Here is a 20,617-nt window from a genome sequence, read left to right as displayed (position 1 = left end):
AATGAATAAAATAGTTCCCGTTGTTGCTGTTGATGGACCAAGTGGTGTTGGTAAAGGTACATTATGTCAAGCATTAGCGAATCATTTAAAATGGCACCTTTTAGATTCAGGAGCTATTTATCGCGTACTAGCATTATCTGCTCTTGAAAAAAATATTGCCCTGGATGATGAAAACCAGTTAGCTAATTTAGCATTAAATTTACCTTTGACTTTTGACAGTAATGATATTGAAGTTAAGGTTCTGCTAAGTGGTGTTGATGTAACTAAACATATTCGCAACGAAGCAACAGGTGGCGCAGCTTCAAAGGTAGCTGCACTCAATAAAGTTAGAGTTGCCTTATTACAACGTCAACGTGACTTTAGGCAAGCACCTGGGCTTATTGCCGATGGTCGAGACATGGGTAGCGTGGTATTTAGCGATGCACCTGTTAAAATTTTTCTTGATGCAAGTGCACAATCACGTGCTGAAAGACGAATGAAACAGTTGCAACATAAGCAAAAACATGTTAAATTCGCCGGAATTTTGCAGGAGATAACTGAGCGTGATGAACGAGATCGTAATCGGGCTGTTGCGCCACTTAAACCTGCAGTTGATGCGCTAATAATTGATACTACATCGCTTTCTATTCAAGATGTTTTTGAACAATCTATTACGTATATAAACAAAAAATTGTGTTGTAAGTCAGTTTACAGCGTGAGTAAACCAAGCTCCATCACAAGGATGAGTGGAGTATCATCAATAACCCCATAAGACATGATGTAATGTGGACGTTAAATTAATTTTAAGTATATAAATATGACTGAATCTTTTGCTCAACTCTTTGAAGAGTCTTTAAATCAACTAGACACTCGTTCTGGTAATATGATCCGTGGTACTGTCGTTGCAATCGACAAAGATGTTGTTCTAGTTGATGCTGGTTTAAAATCTGAATCCGCAATTCCAGTAGAGCAGTTTAAAAATGCCCAAGGTGAATTAGAAGTTCAAGTTGGCGATATTGTTGATGTTGTGCTTGACTCAATTGAAGATGGCTTTGGTGAAACAATTTTATCTCGTGAAAAAGCAAAACGTCATGAAGCATGGATAATACTAGAAAAAGCAGTTGAAGATGCTGCAACAGTTTTAGGTGTTATTAATGGTAAAGTTAAAGGTGGCTTTACGGTTGATCTTAATGGCGTTCGTGCGTTCCTTCCTGGTTCACTTGTTGACGTTCGTCCATTACGCGATACTTCTCATATTGAAAATAGAGAAATCGAATTAAAAGTTATTAAATTAGATCAAAAACGCAACAACGTTGTTGTTTCACGTCGTGCAGTTATCGAATCTGAAAATAGTGCAGAAAGAGAACAACTTCTAGAAAATCTACAAGAAGGTTCTGAAGTTAAAGGTATCATCAAAAATCTTACTGATTACGGTGCATTCGTTGATCTTGGTGGAGTTGATGGTTTACTTCACATTACTGACATGGCTTGGAAACGTGTTAAACACCCAAGTGAAGTGGTTGAAGTTGGTCAAGAATTACTTGTTAAAGTACTTAAATTTGACAAAGATCGTTCACGTGTATCACTTGGCTTAAAACAATTAGGCGAAGATCCATGGGTTTCAATCGCTAAACGTTATCCAGAAGGTACTAAAGTAACTGGTAAAGTAACTAACTTAACTGACTACGGTTGTTTTGTTGAAATTGAAACAGGTGTTGAAGGTTTAGTTCACGTTTCTGAAATGGATTGGACAAACAAAAACATTCACCCATCTAAAGTAGTTAGCTTAGGTGATGAAGTTGAAGTTATTGTGCTTGAAATTGATGAAGAGCGTCGTCGTATTTCTCTTGGTCTGAAACAATGTAAACCAAATCCATGGTTACAATTTGCTGAATCACACAATAAAGGTGATAAAGTTAGTGGTAAGATCAAATCAATCACTGATTTCGGTATCTTTATTGGTTTAGATGGCGGTATTGATGGTTTAGTTCATCTTTCAGACATTTCTTGGAGTATGCCAGGTGAAGAAGCTGTTAAATCATATAAAAAAGGTGATGACATTGAAGCTATTGTTCTGCAAGTTGATGCTGATCGTGAACGTATCTCTTTAGGTATTAAACAATTAGAAGATGATCCATTCAGTAGTTTTGCCTCAAACTTCAAAAAAGGTGCAATAGTTAAAGGTAAAGTACTTGCAGTTGATGCTAAAGGTGCAACTATTGAAATTGCTGATGGTATTGAAGGCTACTTAAAAGTTCAAGATATTGCACGCGAACGTATCGAAGATGCAACCACCGCACTTAAAGTTGGTGACGAAGTTGAAGCTAAGATTATGAATGTAGATCGTAAAACACGTGCAATTTCTTTATCTATACGTGCAAAAGATGAAGCTGAAGAAAAAGAAGCTCTTGCTACTGTAAATAACACTGCTAATCAAGAAGAAGCATCATTTACTAATGCGATGGCTGAAGCATTTAAAGCAGCATCAAAAACTGAGTAAAAATTATTTATTTAAAGAGTAAAGAGGGCTTGCCCTCTTTTTCTTTTGTAGTATAAAATAAAAGAATTATATGCCTGCAAATAAATTAGGAGTGACCATGAACAGATCAGATTTAGCAGAAAGAATCGTCAACTGGCGGGCGCACCTTCCTGTGCAATTAGTTGATGAAGTAGTAAGGGATATTATTGAACAGATCGCTTTAGCAATGGAAAATAATGATCGTGTTGAAATTCGAGGTTTCGGTAGTTTTAGTTTGAACTATCGTGCCCCACGTAAAGCAAGAAATCCTAGAACAGGTACTAAAGTTGTGGTTAAACAGAAGTATATCCCTCATTTTAAACCAGGTAAAGAGTTACGTGAAAGAGTAAATAACGGCGTAAAAGCATAGTTTTCAAATATTCTTCATTGAAAACCTTTGAGTAAAATCAAAGGTTTTTTAGTTTATTAAGATTAGTAAAATTAAGATATTTAAAGTAGTTGCTGCATTCTAATTTTCAAAATTATTAAACTTTTTCATTGATTAAAATCTTAACGTCAAGTTTATTTATGATTAATTTTTAAATATTTATAGGTAAGTTATATGTTTATATCAAATAAATATATAATATTGAGAGTTAGCTCGAAAATTTAAAAATAAAGACCTTATTATAAAGTATAACATGATAGGTTTGCTAAAGTTATTTCTATAAATTGTATTTGAAACAATGAGGCAAATTAATTCACTAGATTTACAAGCAATTATGTTATCTTTAGGTTGTTTACCATTAATGTTTTTGTCTTATTTACCTTCTGATACCCAGTGGTATTTGATTGCAGTAATACTGGTTATCATTTTATTAGTACTACCATCCAAATTTCAAAAGTGTTGGATTTGTGTTGTTATGTTTGGTTTAAGCTTTTTGTGGTCTACAGCTTATTCTAAGCAATATTTATTAAATATCGAGTCTCTTATTGATGAAACATTAGTTGTGAACGCTAAAGTTGAAAGTATCAATACCCGACAGTTTGTCACATTAGTTGAACCTTATTATGTAAAATTTTCCATTTTGAATAATACTTATCATCCTCTTTCCACAAATATGCCAATTTCAATTTATTGGGATATGTCAGAAATTCCAAAATCTGGCCAAATTTGGCAATTAAAATTGAAAACAAAAGTAGTACATAGCTATTTAAATGAGGGCTCATTTGATAGTCAACGTTTTGCAATTGTTAATCGAAATTTATTAACTGCTAAAATAATCCAAGCTAATTTATTAGATGGTAAAATCGATATTCGCCAAAGTATTGTAGATAATGTTTTACCTTATATTAATTTATTTACTTATCGCGGTATATTAATCGCGCTTGCTTTCGGTGATCGATCTCAACTTAATGATGATCATCGTAACATCATGATGAAAACAGGGGTTGCACATTTAATGGCAATATCAGGTATGCACATCTTGATTGTTTTCGGTATTAGTTATTTTTTAGTAAAAGTAAAAATGTTTTTAATACCCCAGCGTTTTATGCATTTTTATATACCAATTATGATAGGTTGGTTATGTGCGGTTTTTTATGCATGGCTTACAGGTTTAAATCCTCCTGCTTTACGTGCAATATTAGCATTAACAATTTGGATTTATCTGCGTTATAAGTATGAGCAAATAAGTAAATGGCAAAAGATTAATAGAATTATTGCATTATTGTTGCTTTTTGATCCATTAATGATTTTATCAGAAAGCTTCTGGTTATCGTGTTATGCCGTAATTAGCTTAATTTTTATTTATGAATGGATACCTTTATCTAAATGCATACAACATAAAAAACGCTGGTATATTATTAGATTATTGCATCTACAATTTAGTTTGACAATTTTGTTGTTACCTATTCAGTTTTTTTTATTTCAAGGTGTAAGTGCAGTTTCATTATTTACTAATCTAATTGCAATTCCTGTAATCTCTCTAATAACGTTTCCTGTTATTTTATTCGCATTAATAACTTGTTTTGTTAACTGTTCTAATCTTACATTCTGGCTTTGGTTGATTGCTGAAAAATCACTAGAATGGTTATTTTATTGTTTAAATTCCTTGAAGTTTTTATGGATAAATACGCCTTCAAACTTTTGTCTACTAAGTTTTGTCGGTATATTTGCAATTATAATTATACGTATTGGATTTTTGTACCGCTTTAATATCACTGTTCTAATTATATTAATGATATTAACCTCTCCGTTACTAAAAAAACAAGATTATTTATGGAGGATTGATATGTTAGATGTAGGTCATGGTTTGGCTATTGTTATTCATAATGGTAAATCAGCAGTTTTGTATGATACTGGAGCCAATTGGCAAAAAAGTTCAGCAGCAGAACGCATTATTATTCCGTTTTTACAGCAGCATGATTTAAATGTTATAGGTATTATCATAAGTCATCAACATAATGATCACATTGGCGGATTAAAAGAGCTTCAACGAATATATCCTAATTCATGGCTAATGAGTTCTTCTACACAGCTAAATAACAATTATCAATGTTTGGCTGGTAATAGCATTATCTGGAATGAAATAACATTTAAAGTGCTTTGGCCAAATAAAATGGTTGATTATGCAGAAAATGAAGATTCATGTATTGTACAAGTAACTGATGGTAAATTTTCAATATTATTAACCGGTGATTTGGAACACAATCAGGAATATCAATTAGTATCTTTATATCATAATCAACTAGAATCAACGATATTACAAATACCTCATCATGGTAGCAATACTTCATCAAGTTATGCATTTTTAAATCATGTCAAACCCAAAAGTTCATTGGCTTCCACATCACGTTATAATCCATGGAAATTGCCTTCAAAAAAGATAGCTAAACGCTATAAAGATTTACAACTAGACTACTATACTACAGCAAGAACAGGTCAGATAATTCTATTTTTTTATAAAAATAAATGGGAATTAAAAACCATGCGAGCTCACAATAGACCGAGATGGTATCATAATTGGTTTGGTTATTTGTCAGACAATTATTAAATATAAAAGACTAGATATTAGTGTAAAGTAATTTATAGTTAAAGCGTAAATTATCAATTTTAAGAAAATCTTATTGAAAAAACGTTATCAAAAAATATTATTAATTTAAAATTAAAATTGTTTTTAATAAGTGATTCTTCGTCTAATTCATTTCATATTAACAATCATTTAAATATTTTTTGATAAAAAAGTTTGATTTTTATTTAATTGATAATAGAATGTACATTTATCAAAATATACAAAAAAAAGTGATTAAATTTAATTTTTTATAAAAAATAGAAAATAGTTATATCAAAACTAAATTATAAATAATTTTCTAGTTTAGATTAAGGATGAATAAAGTGAAGTTGAATTCTGTTAAACGATCACTAAGATTAATTTTAGTGATCCTTTTTGTAATAGTTATAGCTTTTGCATATTTTTATGAAGACGTTTTAGAGGCTATTAGTCATAACGTAATAATTAATACTGCTATCGTTTCAATGCAAATTATTGGTGTGATTTATATCTCTTTTTCTACTATCTCATTAATGATAGGTGTGACTAGTTGGAATAAATTCACAAGAATGGCATCCTCGTCATCCTCAAATGATATTGAAAAACTAGATAGATTCCCTTTTCAAGGGGCTGTAAAAAGTTTAAATGGACGAATTTCTGAACTGGTTTATGAAGGACCTGAAATAAGAAACTCAATTTTAGACAAGTTAAAAGATAGTTTTTCTCATCGAGTATCTGGAGCCGATTACTTATCAGGGTTACTTGTTGGATTAGGCTTATTAGGTACGTTTATTGGTCTTATACTTACTATGGGAAGTATAAGGGAATCAATGGATGTTGTTACCTCTGGATCTTCCGATCTTTCAGCTCTATTAGGAGGAATTGCGGCTCCTTTAGGCGGTATGTCAGCTGCGTTTACGGCATCATTTCTAGGGCTGATGGGGTCATTAATAATGGGGTTATTTGCTCATTTATTAAGTTCAACTGTTGATAACATCTACTTTTCGGTGGAGGATTGGGCTAAAACGCATGCTGATGATTTTATCGGTCAAATTCCAGGAAAAAATGGTTCTGTAAGTTCAATAGTAGGAAGAGAGGCTGCAGCAGCGTTTCTATACAGAATAATGGTCTTAATGCTGCGTTGTTAGATTTATTTAATCAGTTTCTTTCTAACCAAAAAACCTTTGAAAATAATCAATTAAAACAAATTGAAGGTACAGATAAATTAGCTGATTTTCTTGATAAACTTATTCAGAAACAAGAGCAGAGTGTGGTATCACAAAATCAATCTTTTAATTCTATGCAATCAATTTTAGGTCAGATTCAAAGTGAATTAATTGGTATTAACTCAGTATTGGGTTCTATTGAAGGTCAGCAACCAATATTGCGTAGTATTCAATTTGAATTAGAGACAGCAAATAATGCATTAAATGCAATTGATGATCACGCTGTTAAAATTTCTGAAATTCAGAACCAAACAATTAATGCTATCGATAATGTTCGCAACTCAACGGAACAAAGCCGTGTTGCTTTAATAGAAGCTATTGGGGGCATGAACGCAGATCGCTTACAGATAGTTACTTCTTTCAATGAAGTTGCTAAAACATTAGTAGAGCTACAATCTGAAATTCAAGGTGTTCGCCAACAGCTATTAACTATTGAATCTATTGCTCGTACTAAAACGAGTGATTCCGAAGCGGTTGTTAAAGCTATACGTCAACAAAATGAAGCACTGATTGAATGTGTTGGTCAAATGACATCTATAAGAGCATCTATTCAGTCTTGAGATGATATTTTATCTTAAGTTAGTTAACTCTATTTTGTGGAAATAAAGTAAAACTAAGCTGTGTTTAATCGTTATTCATTATATGGATTTTTGTTGTGAAAAGTAAAATTATCGTATTAAGTGTATTATCTTCTCTTATGATTGGCTGTGTTGTTAAACATGAACAACCTGATATGAACAAAACTTATGATGCTAATGAAAGTCTGCTATTAGCAAGCAAACAACTACCAACTGCTTTATTACATGGTATTGATATTTCATCAAGCGGTTTAAGTTTACAAGAAGCCATAGAGATTGCTCAATTCTATTCCTTACGAACTGTGTCAGCCAATTCTAAATTAACAGAAGCTGATGCACGAATTCAAGAAATTGAAGCTGGCTATTACCCAAAGGTAAACGTATTAGCGAAAACTCGTGATTACTCATTTGATCGAATGAATTCTATTTCTCGCTCAAATGATGAATACGCCCAAGCTCAAGTTTCTCTTCAATATAATTTACTTGACTTTGGGCGTACTCGTTATGGTGTAGACAGTGCAACTCAGCTTCGCGAATCAGCTAAATATATTGCTGAATATGAAGAAAATAAAGTATCTTTCAATGTGATTAAAGCTTACTTTAATATTCGCCGTTATACTCAACAAAAGAGTTATGCACAAGATTATATAAAAGAAATGTCAGATCTCGTTAAAACTATTGGTGTACGTGTAAACGGCGGTCTTTCTCCTCAATCTGAAGCAATAAGAGCTCAACTAGCGTTAACTAATGCTCAAAATGCTGCTAAATCAATTGAACTTCAGTTGAAGAAATCAACCCAAGAATTAAACACTTTGTTAGGGCGTTCTGTTCCCACTAAAAGTTTAAAATTAAAGGAGGCTTTTATTAGTAGCGAAGAGCTTCAAGAAATTTTAGAAAGTGTTTTAGTTAATAACCCTGATATTAAAGCTTCTGAATCTCAATTAAACAGTGCTCGATCAGAAGTTGAAGTTGCCAAAAGTGCGAGATACCCGACAGTTGATGCGGTAGGTTCTTATACTAAACCTTTCCAACATCCAGATGATAAAGACGGTAACTTTATAGGTGGTAAAGTTTCGCTACAAGTTAGCATGCCAATTTTAGATGGTGGAATTAATACATCTAGAATTGGTCAGGCTACTGCACGTCATACTTATAGCATGGCATCTTATAATCAACTTGTTCGTGATGTTAAAGAAATATCAAATAATTTGGTAGAAGATGCACTTAATGCTGCAGATACTTTCAGAATTCAATATAAAGCTGAACAAGATGCAAGCAAAACAAGAAAATTATATATGGATGAATTTCGTTTAGGACAGCGTAATCTAAATGATTTATTAACAGTAGAAACTGACTATTTTAGTGCTAAAGTGAGTAAATTATCTGCATTATATGATTATTATCTTTCAACATTAGGTCTATATCTTCTTGCTGATCAGTTAGAGGTTGGAATGTCTAGACTAAACTTGAATTAACAGAGAAGGTATTGTCTTATGAAATCAAATTCACATTTCTGGCCAGCATATGTAGATATGATGACAGTATTGTTACTTGTTTATCTTTTAATAACATTACTTTTTCAAATACTAATGATAATTGCTCAGCAAAATGTTGGTATTAAATTGCGTGAGCGTAATCAAGTGGCTACACAATTTTTTGTATATAATGAACCTTTTTACCGCGATGAGTTACGTCTTGAATTTCTACGTAACCAAAATTATTTAACTGCTAAAAATAAAGAGGAATTGGTAAATTGGATTAAGCTTCATAAAGATCAAATTGAGGATAAAGGAGCAGTTATATTTGCTACTTCATCAGATGATGCTCAAATGGGAGTTTCTTTATCTCTACAATATGATCGTAGTTTGTCTGTATTTAGTATATTACAGATTGAAGGGGTTTCTATTCAAAAAGTTAAGATAGAAAATTCTTCAGTCAATAAGAGTGATATTGGGTTTGTCTCAATACATATACGGGAAAATAGTACTGATATAAAAACAGAACCGACTACTCAACGTCAAGGACAATCACTAAATCAATCAAGAGTAATAGGACAGTAGTGTAAATTATAAATAACCCTCATAGGAAAATTAGAGAGTAATTGGAAGGAAAATGGAAGATAAATCTTTAGACATTCTAAAAAGGATAACTAACTATATGCCTGATGGTATAGCAGGTAGAACATTAGTTGTTTTCATTTTATTTCTAATCTGGATCTCGCTATTTAAAGTTGATGTGCTTGTAAAAGGAATAGGAGTGATTAGAGTCGAGAGCCGAAACTTGACACTTCAACACCCAGAGGGGGGAGTAATTCAACAACTTTTAGTACATGAAGGGCAACAAGTCACTGAAGGTCAGTTGATTGCTATTGTCGATAATAGTTATGTAAATGAAAGCTATGCTAAAAATGAGGTTGAACGCAAAGCATTGCTTGTAAAAGTTCAGCGATTACATGCAGAACTAAGTGGTGAAAAATTTGAACCACAATTTACTGGAGAAAAATACCTAGATGAAATCATCACTAGTGAATCGAGTTTATTTGAATCGAGATCAGTCGCTTTACAAGCACAAAAACAGGTTAATAGCGCTCAAGTTGAACAGAAAAAAGCTCAAATTTTGGAGTTGGCAACCAAGATTGATGATCTTAGCAAACAAGCAGAATTAGCAAAACAAGAGGTTCAGCTTTATAAAACTATGGTGACTAAAGGTGCAGCGGCTCAAGGAAGTTTACTACAGAAAAAACTTGAATATCAACAAATTCAAACTGCCCTTAATGAAGCTAGACTTAAAATACCAAGACTAAATAGTGAGCTTTCAGAATATGAAGCAAGATATGAACAGATTCAAGCAGATTTTATATCTGATGTACAAAAACAATTAACTCAAGTTAATACTGATTTAAGTCGTGTTGATGCATTAAAAACAGCTAGTGAAGAAAGACGAGAAAACTCTAAAATTGTAAGCCCCGTTGATGGAGTTATTCAGCGCCTTTTTGTTGCTCATAAAGGTGCAGTTATTAGGCAAGGTGGAGAGGTTGTTGAAATCGCACCATCAAAAGTTCCTTTAATTGCTGAAGTAAGAGTAAGACCAGAGGATCGTGATCGCATTTGGGAAAATATGGTCGCAAAATTACATGTAAGTGCTTTTGATGTTTCATATGCTAATACCTTAGAAGGCAAAGTTTCTGTTATCAGCGCTGATGCTTTATCTGATGAAAATATAGGGCGTTATTATCTTGTAAGTATTGAAGTTCCAGCTGAAAAATATAATGTTACAATGTATCCAGGGATGAGCGTTGATGCATACCTGCTTACTGGAAAAAGAACATTACTTGAGTACTTTTTAAAACCTTTATTGTCAAATAGTTCTCTTATTTTTTCTGAACCTTAACTTATTAAATGAATGGATGTAAATAGATGTCATATAATCAATTACCAATACCAGCATCTCCGGAAATAGCCGTCGTTCCTGCAACATATGCAGATAATTATATTCCTGTTAACTATAAAGATGTTGAGTTATTAATTAATGGTACTGACTTAATTGTTCAGTCTGGTGATAAAAAATTAATATTACCTTTAGCAGCTAAATTTGCATCGTTAGATCAAAATATTTTCACGTTCAAGTTTAAAGATGGTGTAACTATAAATTCAGATGAAATAATATCAAAAGCCAGTTTTATCAATACAGCCCCTAAATTTACTGAAAATAATGAATCTCCTATTGATACAAAATCTGAGTTAAAAGGGCAAGATGATATAGAAGTAGTAGAGTCGCTAGCAAATGAAGTTGTTGAATTTATAGAGATTGAAAATCTTGAAAGTAAATTACAACAACAGGAAGATAGTACTGAAGAACTTGAAAAAATGATATCTAAAAAATCTTCTCCATCATTTAAAGAAATTGACGTAAATGTATCAGAGAATAGTTCTTTAGTTTCAGCATCGGATACAGCTGAATCATTACCAGAAAAATTTATTGCAGAAGCGCCGCTTATGATTGAGAACAATGAAGGCCATGTTGATAAAAAACCTGATGCAGTCGAAATTCCGGCAATTAAGCTATTCCAGATTAAATCTGTTGTTGATCAAACAACAAAAACTTGGATGAGTGGAACTGGCAATGATGAAGCAGCATCTTCTGATAATTTTGCATTACAATATAAAAAGGTTCATATTGATCTATCGGAGGAAACGGAAGATTGGTCAATTTATGTAAATAATACTGATATGATTCCTATCGGGAAAATCGGTCGCATTATTGAAGTCGATGATGCTAGAATTGTTACTTCTGTAACAGGTGAACTTAGTAATATGACAATAATTACAGGTGATTCTGTTCTAGGTAAACAGTACGGTTTAAAATCAAATCAATTTCTAATTTTATATCCTGAAGGAGTAAATTTTACCTTCAACCTTTCATTCAGCTATGTTGATAATGATGGGCAAAATATAACAGAAGAAGCAAATTTCGATGTTTCCAATAATCCTAGTGTTATCGTTGATAGTAAAGGACATTTTCAACTAGCTTCATCTAAAAACCATGTTGATATTACTGCAGGTAGTGGAGACGATACCATCTTTGCTGGTTACCAGAATGGGCATTATGATGGAGGTGAGGGAACAAATACAGTAAATTATAGTCAACTAAAAGAATCATTAATTATTGATTTGAATAAAGGTGAAAGTACTTCAAAAAATACCCATCATACCTTAGAAAATATTCAAAATGTGGTTGGTAGTAATAATGGTGATACTTTAATTGGACATTTAACAAATAGTAATAAATTAGTTGGTGGTGATGGCAACGATGTAATTATTAGTAACGGTGGAAACAATATTGTTGATGGTGGAAAAGGTGAAAATACCATCAATTATGAAGCTGCGGCGAGTGGAGTTTCGGTTGATTTATCTAAAGGCATCGCACTTAATAATGGAAATGGTGGTTCAGATTCTTTGTCTAATGTACAAAATATTATAGGAAGTTTATTTAACGATGTACTGATTGGCGATGATCAAAATAATAAGATAAATGGCGGCAAAGGTGATGATATTTTATCAGGAATGGGGGGGGACAATATTCTTGATGGCGGTGAAGGAAATAATACTGCCAGTTATGCTGACGCAAAGTCAGGAATAAACGTTGACTTAAGAAATTCTGATAAACAAGTTATTAAAAATGGTTTTGGTGGTAAAGACACACTTATCAATATTCAAAATATTCTTGGAAGTAGCCATAATGATATTTTCCATACAGGTGTAGGGACAACTATAATTGATGGTGGTGCAGGAGATGACATTTTCCATATTTCCGGTAATGATGCAAGTATTACATTTTTAAGTGGTAATAGTGGTAATAATATTTATTTTGCTGGTGTGGGATTTAATAATTATTTAGGTGGAATAGGAAACGATATCGTTAATTATTCATCGGCAATTACTGGAGTAATTTTGGATTTTGATCAGGGAGTTGCATTTGAAAATGGTTTTTATGGTATTGATATTTTAAAAAATATTAATAAGGTAGTTGGTTCTAATCATGACGATTATTTTATTTTAGGTAATGGTGATCATTCTATAGATGGTGGTTTAGGAAACAATACTTTTATTGCTGGTTATGGTAATAACGTAATTAATGGTGGAAGTAACGGTGCGGGTTTTACTAATACTGTTAATTATAGTAATGCAATTACTGGTTTAGATATAAATTTGCTAACCGGTAACGTAACGAATAATGGTTTTGGTGGTAAGGACACGTTAACTAATATTCAAAAAATTATTGCATCCGACTATGATGATGTTATTCACGGTGGTATAGACAATGTCACTATCGATGGCGGAGCAGGTGATAATACATTAAGTTATGATAATTTAACTAATGGTGTGAAAGTTAATATCGGTACTGGTGAAGTTAGTAAAAATTCAGGTGTAGATAGCTTCTTAAATTTTAACAATTTTGTTGGCTCAAGTGGTAATGATACTTTTTTTGCATCAACTGGTTTTCAAAAAATAGATGGTGGTGCAGGCCATGATACCATTGATTACAGTAACATTTCAGGAAAAGTTTTAGCATCTCTTAATAAAAAAGAGATTGATTATTGGAATAAAGATACACTATATCAACATAAAATAAATAATATTGATGAAGTGAGATTTTCAAATATTAACGGCAATGTAGGTTACACTAAAACAACTGGAGTAACCAAGTTTGTTGGAGGGGCTTCAAACGACACTTTCTATATTATGGGGGGAAGTAATTACATAATTGGTGGGGGTGGTTCCGATCTCATATCTTATATGGAATCAAAAACAGGTCAAGGTCTAGTAATTTCGCTTGATGAAACAGGGACGGGTATGGCAACACAAAATAGCTATGGTGGTGTTGATACAATCGAGAATATCAACAGAATTATAGGGACTAATTATGATGATTACATCAAAGCGAGTGGAAAAATTGAAACGTTATCTGGCAATGATACAATCGACGGTATAGGTAATGCGATAGTTGATTATTATCATGCGGAATTTGTTGATATCAATTTAACAACTGGGACAGCTATCAAAAAAGGTAATAGAGCAAAAGGAATCGATACGCTGATTAACATTAATAATGTTACCGCTAGTTCAAATCATAGTGTTATTCGTGGTAACGCAAATGATAATATCATAACAGGACGTTTTGGAAATGATATGTTTTATGGTAGCGAAGGTAACGACAAATATGACGGTAGTAATGGCAATGACACTTTAAATTATAGTGAATTAAGTAATACGAAAATTGAAGTGGATATTCAAGCTGGTACAGTTTTTAAAGGTAATAATGGTAGCAATGGTAAAGATACTTTTAAAAATATCGAAAATATTATTGGTACTAATGAAAACGATGTATTTAAAATATCTTCATCAAAAGACTTAAATAATTACAAAATAATTGATGGTGGATTAGGTCAAGACATAGTTAAAAAATCAGGCGAATCAAGCAATTTCTCTTTTGGATCGCATGCTCAAACTATTTTCAAAAACATTGAACGTTTTGAATTTAATGATAGTAAAACGGATAATATTTCTATTGATTTATCAATCCTGTTCAATAATATGGATCAGAACAAAGTAGAATTTGTCTTAGATAGTAATGATAATTTAGCCGTAATTAATTCCTCCTCTTGGAGTCATACAACAAGTGGTTCTACAGAAACGTGGACTGACGGCACAAATGAATTAGTAGTTAATCGCGTTTAAATCACAATAAAGTAAGAAATGAGATAAGTTTATGAGTAATACAAATACAGCATTGACACCGTCAGACTCAGCTTTTTCAGTGATCCCATTTACATTTAAAGATAATAATATTAACGCATCATGGGAAAAGGATAATATAGTTTTATCAATTAATGGTCCTGATTTAATTATTACAACAGGTGATGGGCGTAAATTAATCTTAACAATGGGGGCAGAATTAGCCTCTTTTCATGGTGGAGTTCTTTCTCTTGCATTTAATGATGGGAAAAAGCTAACTTCTTATGATATTTTAAGCTTAGCACATGTGGAAGAAACTTCTCCAAATATTATTGAGACAAATGTTCCCGATCATAATATTACTAAAGATGATGAACAAAACGCACATAGCACCGAGGATAAAACTGTCGATGTCACAACTAATATGACTGATAATTTTGTGGTTATTGATAGTAGTGGTGGTGCTGACATGTCGACTGCTGATGTTGAGTCATCGCTGGATGAAATGATGAATATTGATATGGAGATAACACTTAACAAACTCAAATCGCCGAATTCTACAATAATGCTTAAGAAAAGTTCAACATCATCTTCGAGTTCCGATTCATCAAATTACGAATCTAATATCGATGGTGTAGCACCAATAGTAAAACCACAGTCAAGTGAGAATTTGGCACCAGAACCCCCAAAAGTCAAACTTTATCAATGGGAAGGGCTAATTGATGGTGCTCAACATGTTGTAAAGGTAGGTAGTGGTAATTTAGCTGCTAGAACAACCGATGGTGCTAGTGAACAATATTCAAATACTGTTGTTGATCTTTCGACAGAAAATGCTAACTGGACTATCGATGTCACAAATAGAAACTATATTCAAGAGGGTAAAATTCTTCGTATTATTTCTTTTGATGATGCGCAAACTATTGATAGCATAACTGGGCTTCCTCAGGGATATGAAATTATCAAAGGAGGTACTCCTCAAGGTGATAAGTATGGCTTATTACCAAATGAAGCTATCCTTTTATATCCTGAAAATCAGATTAATAAATTTGGTGTGAATGTTACCTATACCGATAAAAATGGTGTAACAAAAACAGAAAATTTTAATTTTTCTATTGTCGAATCTCCTTCATCGATTGTTGATATGGATGGAAACCTTCTCTTATCAAGTAAGCCTAATAATGTACATGTCATTGGTGGTGCGGGTGATGATGTAATTATTGCCAGTAATTCCAAGGATATTTATGATGGTGGTGCAGGTGTAAATACTGTTGATTACTCTAAAGTAAAAGGGGATTTAATTTTTGATTTAAATGCTAATATGGTTTCAGGTGCTGCGAATCAAGAACTCAAGAATATTCAAAATATTGTTGGTAATGATGGTAATAATACTTTCATTGGAGATTTAAATACTGATAATAAACTCATTGGCGGCGCTGGCAACGATGTTTTCATCGTTGGAGGTGGGAATGCTAATTATATTGATGGTAAAGAGGGTATTAACACCTTAAGTTATGAAACAACAGCCAAGGGTATTAATGTTGATTTAACTAAAGGATCTGTTACTGATAGTATGGGACGTAATGATACCGTTAAAAATATTAATAATATTACTGGTACGCATTTTGATGACATATTAAAAGGTGATGATAAAGATAACATTATTATTGGTAATGGTGGAAATGACACTTTAATTGGAATGGGTGGAAATAATACCTTAATTGGTGGTAATGGGGGTAATGTAACAGCAAGCTATGAATATGCAACCAATGGAATTGTCGTTAATTTAGCGAATAGTGTAGAGCAAGTCGAAGCTAATGGCTTCGGTGGAAAAGATACTCTTAAAAATATTCAAACAATTATAGGAAGTAATTACGATGATTTATTTGTAACAGCAAATGGTAGTATGACTATTTATGGCGGAGCAGGTAATGATATATTCAAAATTAATGGTGATACAACAAGCCGTGCTGTAATTCATGGCGAATCAGGAAATAATATTTATATTGCAGGTAAAGGTTATAACACTTATATAGGTGGGATGGATAATGATACCGTTGATTATAGTTTGGCAACTTCTGCAATTAATATAAATTTAAAAACACAGAGAGCTTACTCAAATGGCTTTGGTGGTACAGACCAATTGGTCGGTATTAATGGCATTATTGCTACAAATTTTGATGATCATCTTACCTTAAACGATAATACTGACTATAAGATAAGCACTGGTAATGGTAATGATTATATTATAGTGGGTAAAGGTAGTATGAATAATCATTACGATGGTGGCGTAGGTATAGATACATTAGATTATAGTAACGTTAGTAGTAATATTGATGTTAGCTTACAAAATAATATCGCTAATAAAAATGGCTCAGAACAGAATGGTAAATATGGACAAGACATTATAGAAAATATCGAAAATATTGTTGGTTCAGCATTTGATGATGTTATTGAAGGTAATGCAGAAAATAACAAAATAACACTAGGTGGTGGTTTTAATAATATCATTTATGGATCATTAGGTAATGATGAGATTATTGCAAAAGCAGGTGGAACAAACACATTAGATTATAGTCGTTATTCAAATAACGTTGGCCAAGGTGATGGAATAAAAGTAGATGCTGTCAACGGTAAAGTAATCAAAGTTATAAATGGTCAACAGTATGAGGATACTTTCACCAATAATGCCTTTACAAAGTTTGTTGGTACGGCTAACAATGATATATTTTTATTGGATAAAAGTACAACTTTAATAAATGGGAATGGTGGAAAGGATACTATCATATTGTCAAATACCATGACTGGTCGTTATATGATAGATCTTGAAAACCAAATCATTACAGGCAGTAGTAAGGTAAGCATGAACAGTATTACTAACGTTATGTTAATGACAAGTGGTAGTGCAGAAATTAACGGTAATAAATCAATAGGTAATAGAATTATTGGTGGCTCTCAACATGATCATATTCGTGCAAATGGCGGCGATAATATTATTGATGGTGGTGGTGGTGATGATTGGATTTTTTATGATTCAGGTAACCAAGGTGTTATAGTTACTTTAGATGAAAATGGTAATGGTACTGCAACTAATGGTTTTGGTGGACATGATAAAATCTCTAGAATCAACCACATTAGAGGCTCACAATACGATGATGCTCTAACTGGAAAGGGACTTTTAGTTGGAGGTGCAGGAAATAATAAATTAACTGGTGTAGGTTCAGATGCTGTTGTAGATTACTCTTCGGTCAGAACAGGGCAAGGTGTCGTAGCTAACCTAGAAACAGGTAAGGTTTCTAACAATGGATATAATGGAGTAGATTCGCTTAACAATATTTATTCAATAATTGGTACTGATAACAGCGATATCATTTATGGAAGTCATTTAGATGACCAAATTTATACTCGAGATGGTAATGATATTGTTTATGGAAGTGCAGGTAATGATAAAATCGTTAATGGTCATAATGCAGCTTCTGGTACGACAACTTTGGATTATCACTTAATAAGTGAAGCTATTAAAGTTGATATGTCAGCAGGTAAAGTTCATAAAGGTAATTTGGGCGATGATCAAATTTATTTTATCGCTAATATTATAGGAACTAACCAGAATGATGATTTCCAATTCAAATCACTTTCTGATTTAACTAAATACAAATTGATTGATGGTGGCTTAGGCAATGATGCAGTATCAAAAGCAAAGGGTGTAGGTTCAGGAATCTTTGATTTTACCACATTTGATAATAGCTTATTTAGACATATAGATGTGTTCAATTTTAAAGATAATGTTAATGGTGATTTTATTATTGTTAATATTGATGATCTGTTTAAAAATATGGATAATAATAATATCCAATTTGATACAGATAGCGCTGATTCGCTTCAAATCCTTGATAGCATGGGGACATGGGTTCATACTGAAGTTGCTGCAGGAATTGATCAGTGGACTGACGGTACCCATACATTAACTTGGAATCATGTATAGGTATTAAATATCTTTATGAATAGTGAATTATCTTCAAATACTTTAAATAATTCGAGTATTTCACAATTAAAGTCGGTCTTATCTGGGGCTGCAAAAAAACTATCCTTACCTATTGGTCAATGGGAGTGGCAGGAGCAAGTCGATAAGCTAGATGAAAATATAACTCAAGAAACATTGTTTGAATTAGCTAAAAAATACCTTGGTATTGAGTTGTTTCCTTGTTCAAAAGATCATAATGCAGTTAATAAAGGTTTATATGTCGCTTTTGAAGAAAATACAGGATGGCTTTTACTTTCCGTTCGATTTAATAAAATTAAAAATGAAAAGAATGTAAAGTTAAAGCAATTGCCAGAAAATACTTGGCGTGTTTTACCAACAGAAAGGCAAAATAGGTTAACTTGGCGTTCTTTATTAGTGCTTGGCCAAAAAGAAAATAAAATTATTTCACGTCTTTTTTGGACAACATTAATTATAAATTTATTTATTATGATTATTCCTTTGTATCTAAATGCTATTTATGATCGTGTTATTCCTGGGCAGGCAGATGCATCACTTTGGACACTTTCTTTAGGTGTAATACTTGCAATTTTTGTAGAGTATTATTTCCGAATGGATCGAATAAAATTAGGTTGCGAATATTCATCGCTTGTTCAATATCGACTAGAACCAAAAATTATTTTAGAACTTATTCAAGTAATGCCTAGCGTTACAACTCAATGGGGACGTAAAGTTATTGAAGCAATGAATAGCTGGAATCAATTTAGAATGCAATTTTTGGCATTTTTTTCTAGTACAGTCTTAGACTTAGTATTTAGTATTCTATATTTTATTGTTATTGCGATAGTTGCTGGTTGGTTGATTATTGTACCTATTGTTATATTTATCTGTGCAATAGTTCGTATTACACTTTTTTATTACGAAAATAAAGCTATACAAACTATTAATGCGCAGGTTCCTTTCTCTTCAACAACTCTTGAATATTATCAATCTTCAGTTGCTTACAAAGAAGCAGCATACACATTTTTAGCTGGTAACGAAAAAGCACAACAAAATGAACAAAAAAGATTTATTATTCATAATCGTTGTAGCTCATTTTTAATGGGACTAATGAGCTTACAGACTGTGCTAGCTGTTATTGTTGCCTTTTATCTTATTCAAACAGGCAATATGTCACCAGCGGGTTTATTTGCAACAATTATCATTGGTGGGCGTTTAAGTCAACCTCTCTTCTCGTTAATGCATATGTTACCAAACCTCCAACGTATGACTAGCTCAATGAATCAAATAAATGTTCTTCTAGATAAGGAACAAAGTGAAAATGGATTATTAAGTGGATTTAATGGTCCAGAAAATGGTTGGAGTGCATCAAAAGTTAGTTTTAAATATCATCCCTCATTACCATGTTTAAATGATATTAGTTTGCAAATTAAGCAAGGCGAGCGTATTGCTATAGTTGGTGGTCCTGGGGCTGGCAAAAGTACATTACTAAAACTATTACTAGGTATTTTAGGTGCAAATGAAGGTAATATAACTTGGAATGGCTTTATGTTAACCAAATCAATTGCAGATTCGTTACGTAGTGAAACCCACTATCTATGGCAATATAGTGGTATTATCGGTGAAACAGTTTATGAATATCTTACTTTAAATAATGAGCCTAACCAAATTACGCATGAGCGAGCTCTTGAAGTATTAAAACAAGTTAATTTACACAGTTTACTCCCGTTTTTAAACAATGGGCTTGATACTCATTGGCGTCAATTGCCTGTTCCTTTAACAATATTACAGCGTCAAAAGTTAGCTTTAGCACGATTTATATTATCTCCGCATACAATATCACTCCTTGATAATCCAACAGCTGAGTTAGATCCCAATTCCGAAAAATTGCTATTAGCTCAGTTAGAATTACGTGCAAAAGAAGGACAAACAATGATTATCGCAACAGATAGAACTAATCTACTTAATTTTGTCGATCGTGTAATCATGTTAAATAGCGGTAATATCGTTTTTGATGGTAATAAACAAGATTTCCAAGCTTACTTACAAAAAGCACAATCTAAATAGATTGAAAATTCTTTAACATAATTACGAATCTATATATCATTT

The 20,617-nt window shown here is 32.5% G+C and carries 12 protein-coding genes; all 12 read left to right on the top strand.

What is annotated here, in order from left to right; genetic code table 11:
• Position 1: 1 nt before the first annotated feature.
• The 12 genes from cmk (at position 2) to A9G36_RS07945 (ending at position 20,575) form a co-directional block, all read left to right on the top strand.
• Entirely contained in the window at positions 2-751 is a 750-nt protein-coding gene (gene cmk, locus A9G36_RS08000; RefSeq protein ID WP_065585617.1) for a (d)CMP kinase, read from the top strand.
• A 45-nt stretch (positions 752-796) separates the two neighbouring features.
• Positions 797-2,479 carry a 30S ribosomal protein S1 gene (gene rpsA / locus A9G36_RS07995; RefSeq protein WP_034943163.1) on the top strand — a complete coding sequence of 561 codons (1,683 nt, stop codon included), beginning with the start codon at positions 797-799 and terminating at the stop codon, positions 2,477-2,479.
• 70 nt (positions 2,480-2,549) lie between these two features.
• Positions 2,550-2,867 (top strand): integration host factor subunit beta, encoded by a 318-nt coding sequence (ihfB, locus tag A9G36_RS07990; protein ID WP_176701028.1) that lies wholly within the window; start codon positions 2,550-2,552, stop codon positions 2,865-2,867.
• A 316-nt stretch (positions 2,868-3,183) separates the two neighbouring features.
• Positions 3,184-5,493: a DNA internalization-related competence protein ComEC/Rec2 gene (locus tag A9G36_RS07985; protein WP_065573969.1), complete on the top strand. Its 2,310-nt coding sequence runs from the start codon at positions 3,184-3,186 to the stop codon at positions 5,491-5,493.
• A 341-nt stretch (positions 5,494-5,834) separates the two neighbouring features.
• Positions 5,835-6,638 (top strand): MotA/TolQ/ExbB proton channel family protein, encoded by an 804-nt coding sequence (locus A9G36_RS07980; RefSeq protein WP_065585616.1) that lies wholly within the window; start codon positions 5,835-5,837, stop codon positions 6,636-6,638.
• Positions 6,632-7,276: a hypothetical protein gene (locus tag A9G36_RS07975; protein ID WP_065585615.1), complete on the top strand. Its 645-nt coding sequence runs from the start codon at positions 6,632-6,634 to the stop codon at positions 7,274-7,276. The genes A9G36_RS07980 and A9G36_RS07975 overlap by 7 nt, the downstream gene beginning before the upstream one ends.
• A gap of 95 nt (positions 7,277-7,371) precedes the next feature.
• Positions 7,372-8,769, top strand: coding sequence for a TolC family protein (locus A9G36_RS07970; protein ID WP_034943158.1), 1,398 nt, complete (start codon positions 7,372-7,374; stop codon positions 8,767-8,769).
• An 18-nt stretch (positions 8,770-8,787) separates the two neighbouring features.
• A complete protein-coding gene (locus A9G36_RS07965; protein WP_034943157.1) occupies positions 8,788-9,354 on the top strand; it encodes a hypothetical protein in 567 nt (188 codons plus the stop codon).
• A gap of 52 nt (positions 9,355-9,406) precedes the next feature.
• Positions 9,407-10,684, top strand: a complete 1,278-nt coding sequence (locus tag A9G36_RS07960; RefSeq protein WP_080715837.1) for an HlyD family type I secretion periplasmic adaptor subunit — start codon at positions 9,407-9,409, stop codon at positions 10,682-10,684.
• 26 nt (positions 10,685-10,710) lie between these two features.
• On the top strand, positions 10,711-14,532 hold the full coding sequence (locus tag A9G36_RS07955; RefSeq protein WP_065585614.1) for a beta strand repeat-containing protein: 3,822 nt from the start codon (positions 10,711-10,713) through the stop codon (positions 14,530-14,532).
• A gap of 31 nt (positions 14,533-14,563) precedes the next feature.
• On the top strand, positions 14,564-18,511 hold the full coding sequence (locus A9G36_RS07950; RefSeq protein ID WP_065585613.1) for a calcium-binding protein: 3,948 nt from the start codon (positions 14,564-14,566) through the stop codon (positions 18,509-18,511).
• A 15-nt stretch (positions 18,512-18,526) separates the two neighbouring features.
• Complete coding sequence (locus A9G36_RS07945; RefSeq protein ID WP_034943149.1) at positions 18,527-20,575, top strand: ATP-binding cassette domain-containing protein; 2,049 nt, start codon at positions 18,527-18,529, stop codon at positions 20,573-20,575.
• The last annotated feature ends 42 nt before the right edge of the window (positions 20,576-20,617 follow it).

It is taken from the genome of Gilliamella sp. Choc6-1 (assembly GCF_001690385.1).
GTDB lineage: Bacteria > Pseudomonadota > Gammaproteobacteria > Enterobacterales > Orbaceae > Gilliamella > Gilliamella apicola_A.
This window is presented reverse-complemented; position numbering and strand designations above follow the sequence as displayed.

Coding starts and splice junctions, on each gene's coding strand:
- cmk (WP_065585617.1), top strand. CDS start 2: ATGAATAAAATAGTTCCCGTTGTTGCTGTTGATGGACCAAGTGGTGTT.
- rpsA (WP_034943163.1), top strand. CDS start 797: ATGACTGAATCTTTTGCTCAACTCTTTGAAGAGTCTTTAAATCAACTA.
- ihfB (WP_176701028.1), top strand. CDS start 2,550: ATGCCTGCAAATAAATTAGGAGTGACCATGAACAGATCAGATTTAGCA.
- A9G36_RS07985 (WP_065573969.1), top strand. CDS start 3,184: ATGAGGCAAATTAATTCACTAGATTTACAAGCAATTATGTTATCTTTA.
- A9G36_RS07965 (WP_034943157.1), top strand. CDS start 8,788: ATGAAATCAAATTCACATTTCTGGCCAGCATATGTAGATATGATGACA.
- A9G36_RS07960 (WP_080715837.1), top strand. CDS start 9,407: ATGGAAGATAAATCTTTAGACATTCTAAAAAGGATAACTAACTATATG.
- A9G36_RS07955 (WP_065585614.1), top strand. CDS start 10,711: ATGTCATATAATCAATTACCAATACCAGCATCTCCGGAAATAGCCGTC.
- A9G36_RS07950 (WP_065585613.1), top strand. CDS start 14,564: ATGAGTAATACAAATACAGCATTGACACCGTCAGACTCAGCTTTTTCA.
- A9G36_RS07945 (WP_034943149.1), top strand. CDS start 18,527: ATGAATAGTGAATTATCTTCAAATACTTTAAATAATTCGAGTATTTCA.